General features: G+C 67.6%; 5 protein-coding genes. 4 read left to right on the top strand and 1 reads right to left on the bottom strand.

The features are described from left to right. From AX669_RS11575 to AX669_RS11560, 4 genes are all read left to right on the top strand, one after another. Positions 1–1,274: amino acid permease (locus AX669_RS11575; protein ID WP_062258553.1), on the top strand; the 1,274-nt coding region annotated here is incomplete at its 5' end. A gap of 188 nt (positions 1,275–1,462) precedes the next feature. Beyond that, entirely contained in the window at positions 1,463–2,938 is a 1,476-nt protein-coding gene (locus AX669_RS11570; RefSeq protein ID WP_062258549.1) for an amino acid permease, read from the top strand. 139 nt (positions 2,939–3,077) lie between these two features. After that, on the top strand, positions 3,078–4,130 hold the full coding sequence (locus AX669_RS11565; RefSeq protein ID WP_231729592.1) for an SAM-dependent methyltransferase: 1,053 nt from the start codon (positions 3,078–3,080) through the stop codon (positions 4,128–4,130). A gap of 72 nt (positions 4,131–4,202) precedes the next feature. Continuing rightward, positions 4,203–5,111, top strand: coding sequence for an aminoglycoside phosphotransferase family protein (locus tag AX669_RS11560; RefSeq protein WP_062258547.1), 909 nt, complete (start codon positions 4,203–4,205; stop codon positions 5,109–5,111). A gap of 130 nt (positions 5,112–5,241) precedes the next feature. Here AX669_RS11560 and AX669_RS11555 read toward each other — a convergent pair whose 3' ends face one another. Next, positions 5,242–5,937, bottom strand: a complete 696-nt coding sequence (locus AX669_RS11555) for an endonuclease domain-containing protein (protein ID WP_050786530.1) — start codon at positions 5,935–5,937, stop codon at positions 5,242–5,244. Positions 5,938–6,368: the final 431 nt, after the last annotated feature.

Raw genomic sequence — 6,368 nt, 5'->3', positions numbered from 1 at the left:
CCGTCGCGATGATCGTCGTGCGTGCGCTCGGTGAGATGGTGCTGCACCGCCCGAGCTCGGGCGCCTTCGTCTCCTACAGTCGCGAGTTCATCGGCGAGAAGGCGGCCTATGCCGCCGGGTGGTTCCACTTCATCAACTGGGGCTTCACCGTCATCGCCGACTCGACGGCCATCGCCGGGTTCCTCATCTTCTGGAAACCGATCTCCGACGCGCTGCCGCAGTGGGCTCTGGCGCTGCTGGCTCTCACGATCGTGCTCGTCATCAACCTCATCGGCGTGAAGTGGTTCGGCGAGATGGAGTTCTGGTTCTCCATCATCAAGGTCGTCACGATCATCGCGTTCATGTTCGTCTCGATCTTCTTCATCGTGACGAGCAAGGATCTGTCGTCGGACGGTCAGCACGCCACGGCCGGCCTGCACAACATCACCGACAGCGGTTTCTTCCCGAACGGCGTGTCGCCGATGTTCATGCTGATGTCCGGCGTCATCTTCGCGTACGCGTCGATGGAACTCATCGGCGTCGCCGCCGGCGAGACGGAGAACCCGCGCGAGGTCATGCCGAAGGCGGCGCGCGCCGTCGTGTGGCGCATCCTCGTGTTCTACATCGGCACGATCACCCTGATGACGCTGCTGCTGCCGACCGACCAGTACAAGAAGGGCGAGTCGCCGTTCGTCACCGTGCTCGACCGCGTCGGGTTCCACATCGGCGGCGTCCACATGGCCGACATCATGAGCGTCGTGCTGATCTCCGCCGTCGCGAGCTCGATGAACTCCGGCCTGTACTCGACCGGCCGTGTGCTGCGCTCGATGGCGATGGCCGGCACCGCGCCGCGCTACCTCGCGAAGATGAGCAAGACGCAGGTGCCCTACTGGGGCATCTTCACGACGTTCGCGTTCGGCCTCATCGGCGTCGGCATCAACTACGCGTGGCCGTCGGACGCGTTCGAGATGGTCCTCGAGCTCGCGACGCTCGGCATCATCGGCGTGTGGTCGATGATCCTCATCAGCCACCTCATGATGGTGCGCAAGGCCAAGCGCGGCGAGCTGGAGCGACCCGACTTCAAGCTCAAGGGCGCGCCGTTCCTCAACATCTTCGGCCTGCTGTTCATGGCGGCCGTGCTGCTGCTCATCATGTTCGGCGACGACCCGAAGGCCGCCAAGGCCGTCTACATCGGCGGGCCCGTCCTCGCGGCGCTCATGGTCGGCGGCTGGTTCCTCGTGCGCGGCCGCATCAACTCCGAAGCGTTCGACGACGAAGCGACACGCATGTCCTGACGATCGAATGCCCGACGTGACGGCGCCCCACCCGGCCGGGTGGGGCGCCGTCACGTCTGTGCACTCCACACGCCTCCTCGTGACCGGATCGCTCACGGCGATGACGGCCCTGCGTGCCACGACGCCGCACGCCTCCCCTAGTGTGTGCGTGCCCCAGGCCGCACCCGGCCTCGACGTGAAAGGGAGCGATGTCGACCTCCGCCGACACCCAGAACAACCCGGCGCCCACCGCGGGACGCCCGGCCGACGCCGGTGACCACGGCTATGCGAAGAACCTGAAGAACCGCCACATCCAGATGATCGGCATCGGTGGCGCCATCGGCACCGGACTGTTCCTCGGTGCCGGTGGCCGCCTCGAGAAGGGCGGGCCGTCCCTGCTCATCTCGTACGCCATCTGCGGAGTCGTCGCGATGATCGTCGTGCGCGCCCTCGGCGAGATGGTCGTGCACCGCCCGAGCTCGGGCGCGTTCGTCAGCTACAGCCGGGAGTTCATCGGCGAGAAGGCTGCCTACACCGCCGGTTGGATGCACTTCATCCACTGGGCGACGACGATCGTCGTCGACTGCACCGCGATCGCCCTGTACTTCCACTACTGGGGCTTCTTCAGCGAGCACGTCCCTCAGTGGGTCATCGCAGCCATCGCCCTCGTCGTGACCGTCGCGATCAACCTCGTCGGGGTGAAGCTGTTCGGTGAGATGGAGTTCTGGTTCTCCATCATCAAGGTCACCGCCCTGCTGGGGTTCATGGCCCTCGCGATCTACTTCATCGTCTCCGGCCACCACGTCGGTGGTTCCGCACCCGGCCTGCACAACATCACCGACCACGGCGGGTTCTTCCCGCACGGTCTCGCGCCGATGTTCATGCTCATGCAGGGCGTCATCTTCGCCTACTCGTCGATGGAGCTCGTCGGCGTCGCCGCCGGTGAGGCCGAGAACCCGCTCGAGGTCATGCCGCGCGCCGTCAACTCGGTGCTGTGGCGCATCATCGTCTTCTACCTCGGTTCTCTCGTGCTGCTGACGCTGCTGCTGCCCACCGATGAGTATTCGTCGACGACGTCGCCGTTCGTCACCGCCCTGGCGCAAGCCGGCGTGCCACACGCGGGGGACGTCATGAACGTCATCGTCATCACGGCCGCGGCATCGTCGATGAACTCGGGCCTGTACTCGACGGGACGTGTCATGCGGTCGATGGCCGTCTCCGGTTCGGCGCCGCGCTTCCTCGGCGTCATGAGCGGGCGCGCCGTGCCCGCCGCCGGCATCATCGCGACGGCTGCACTCGGCGCTGTCGGCGTGGTCATCAACTATCTGTGGCCGAGCGAGGCGTTCGAGATCGCGCTCAACTTCGTGTCGGTGTGCATCATCGCGGTGTGGTGCCTCATCATGCTGAGCCACCTCGCGTTCGTCGTGAAGTCGAAGCGTGGCGGCACCCCCCGGCCCGCGTTCCGCCTGTGGGCCTCCCCCGCGAGCGACATCTTCGCGCTGCTGTTTCTCGTCGCCGTCGTCGTGCTCCTGGCGACCAGTGACAACAAGGGCTTCCTGACGGTCTGCGTCGCCTCCCCGATCGTCGCGATCGTCCTCGTCATCGGCTGGTTCTTCGTGCGCGGCAAGATCAACCCCGACGCCTTCGACGCCGAAGAAGCACGCCTCGAGGGCCACGAACACTGACCCTCACCTCGGCACCCTGACGAACCCCCACCTGCCTGACGGGTGGGGGTTCGTGCCGTCGCCGGTGCAGGAAGTTCGGTTGTGGCCGACGGCCGCGACGCGCAATCGGGGTCATGTCGTTCGCCACTACACTGACCGGGTGATCGAGCTTCCCGTGCTGTTCTCCACCACGCCCGACTACTACCGGTTCGCCGTCGTCGAGCTGCGCCGTGAGCTCGACATCGAGAAGGTGACGCGCGTCGGCGAGGACGCCGGGCTCGTGCAGTTGAAGGACGGCGGCATCGAACGGCTCCACGACCTCGCGACGAGCGGTTACCTCAGGTTCTGCAAGTACCTCGCGAACGTCGAGTCACATGCGCCGACGAAGGCGCATCAGCACGACGACGCCGAGCAGATCGCCGAGTGGGCCCTCGACGCGATGACCACGCGCCTCGAAGCGCTGACCGAGGCGGGCCAATATCGGGCCGGTGACGCCGTGTCGCTGCACACCTGGGATTCCGGGCAGGCGCCCTGGGCGCCGGGCAAGGTGCGTCGCCCCCTGCTCGAGATGCTTATGGACGAAGGTGTCCGCGTCGTCCCCGGCGGCGCCGAGCACACGCTGTCGCTCTGCCTCGGTGAGGATCGTCTGACGACGGGGGTGACGCCGACCCACCTCGGCCTGTCCGACTGGGCCGGCGGACGCATCCGCCTCGCCGCGCGCAAGGAGCAGGTCAGCCGCGCCGAGTTCAAGCTCGAAGAACTCTTCGGTCTCATCGACGTGCCGCGCGGAGACGTCGCCGTCGACCTCGGCGCGAGCCCCGGTGGCTGGACGCGCATCCTGCGCTCGCACGGTTTCTCGCAGGTGCACGCCGTCGACCCGGCCGACATCGACGAGCGCGTCATGAACCTCGGCGGCGTCGAGCACCACAAGACGACGGCGGGCGAGTTCGTCGCGAGACACGGCGAGCGCGTCGACCTCATCGTCAACGACATGCGCATGCCGCCGCAGCTTTCGGCGCACACGATGCTCGAGGCGTCCGACATGCTGCGTCCCGGCGGCAGCGCGATCGTGACGTTGAAGCTCGGCACGAACAACCCCGTCAAGCAGGCCGACGAGGCGATGACGATGCTGACGAAGGCGTATGACATCACCTTCGCGCGGCAGTTGCAGCACAACCGCCACGAGATCACGCTGGTGCTCTCTCGCGTGTGATGCCGGCGCTCATCTCCCAGCATCGGGAGAAAATGCGTCGCCGCTCGCCGAGTCGGCTGCAAAACTCCCGACATGATGAGTTCTGAGCCCGACGCTGCCGACGCTGCCCGACTCTTGCGTGAACAGGCACCTCACCTTTCGACGCTCGAGGTGCGCCCGAGCAAGACGTCCGGCAGCAGCAACTGGGTCTTCCGGATCGGGGAGCACCTCGCGCTTCGTCTGCCACGCTCGGATGCCTACGCCGACGACCTCGCCAAGGAGGTGACGTGGCTGCCGATGCTCGGAGCTGCCGTGAGAACACCGATCCCCCGAATCGAGTTCACCGGGCGCCCAAGTGCGGTGTTTCCGCGCCGATGGGCCGTCATCACATGGCTCGAAGGCCGCACGCCCAGAGATCTTGAGGCGCCGATGCAGCAAGCGCTTGCCACCACGCTCGGCGAGTTCACCGCAGAGCTCCACGCGCTCGACACCTGCGGCGAAGTGGGCGGCGCCGAGCGCTGGGGCTACCGCTGTGGGGAGCCGGTGAACGACACCACTGACGGCTGGGTGGAGGAAGCAGCCGATGAGCTGAGCGATCTCTTCGACCCGGCTCAGGTGCGCCTGGCGTGGAAGCGGCTGCGCGAGGTCGGCCCCGCGCCTAAGGCCGGGGCCTGGGTGCACACCGACCTGTCGCCCGAGAACGTGCTCGTCGACGCTCGCGGCGCGCTGGCCGGGGTCATCGACTTCGGCGGGCTCGGTGTGGGTGACCCCGCGGTCGACCTGCTCTACGCCTGGGACCTCTTCGACGCACCGGGTCGCGCCGTGTTCGCGCGTGCCGCTGGTGCCGACGAGGCGATGTGGGCCCGTTCTCGCGCATGGGCCTTCGCCGGGCCGGGTCTTCTCACCTTGGCGAATTACCGCGACACCATGCCCGAGCGCACGGCGCGTCTCACCCGCATGGTCGAAGCCGTCGCCACCGACGTCGGGGTCGCTCTGCGCTGAAACGTCCAACCTTGGGAGTTTCGCAGCCAGTGCCTGGCCGAGTGGCTGCCGAACCCCCAACGTCAGGAGTTTCACAGCCAGTGCCTGCCCGAATAGCTGTAGAACTCCCAACGTCAGGAGTTTCGTCCGCCTACGCGAGCTGACGGAAGTGAGCCCGCCACTCGTCCGACGTTCGCACCGCGAGGCCCCGGCGTCCGAGGGCTGCGGCCACGGCTCGCACCGTTCCAGCCGGGTCGCGGTATATCCCGTGCGACACGACGCGGATGACCTCCCACCCCTCTGCGCGCAACGCCGCTTCGCGCTCGAGGTCCGCGTGCTTCTGCGCCTCGGTGGTGTAGTGGTGATCGCCGTCGTACTCGATCGCGATCTTCAGCTCGGGGTACGCGAGATCGAGCCGACGACGGCGCCCGCCGGCGACCACCTCGACCTGCGCCACCGGTCGCGGCAACCCCGCAAGGATGAGCAACACGCGCAGCCGCGTCTCCATCGCCGACTCTGCTGCCCCATCGACGAGCCGCACGAGATCCCGCCCGCGCCCCGGCCGCGTGCCGAGCGACTCCGCCCATGCAGCACGAGCCCGCACTGCATCCACCGACCTCAGGCGCAGGATGGCATCGGCGAGAACGACGGCGTCGACGAGGGAGAGCCACGGCAGGCACTCGCGCACGAGATCGAGCGGAGCCGTCGTCGGCAGGCGCCGCCGCACCGACGGCACCCACACCTCGGCAGTCTGCGAACGACCGAGGTGCCGATGCACGACCAACCCGGCGCTGCGTACGTCCCGATGCGCAGGGATGCTGACGCTGACACCCTCGAACGCAGGCACCGGCAATCCCCACAGCTGCGCCGCATCGAGGCGGGAGATGCGCGCTCCCTCCCCGCAGCGTCGTAACGCCGCCGCGCACCGAAGCCCGTGCGCCACCGGAACGCGAGCGTCGACGAATACACCTCGGAAGAGGCGACGGACGTCATCGGAGGCGAGGTCGCTCCGACTCAGGCCCGCCGCGAGCGCCTCCTGCGAGGTGAAGGGCAACGGACCGAATGCGCCCAGCGCGGTGCGTCGCCGCTCGGCTACCGCTCGGCGGGACGCGCGCTGTCCGGACGACGTTTCAGCTGCGGGTGAAGAGGTGGTCATGCCCCCAGACTCGCGGGTTCGCTGCGACCGTGCCGAAAGTTATCCACAGGACCTGGGAGCTTGGCGGGCGCGGCCGTCGAAGCGCCCGCCAAGCTCCCAGGTCCTGTGGATAACTTTCGGCA

It is taken from the genome of Dermacoccus sp. CCH2-D9 (assembly GCF_001556795.1).
Lineage (GTDB): Bacteria > Actinomycetota > Actinomycetes > Actinomycetales > Dermatophilaceae > Dermacoccus > Dermacoccus nishinomiyaensis.
This window is presented reverse-complemented; position numbering and strand designations above follow the sequence as displayed.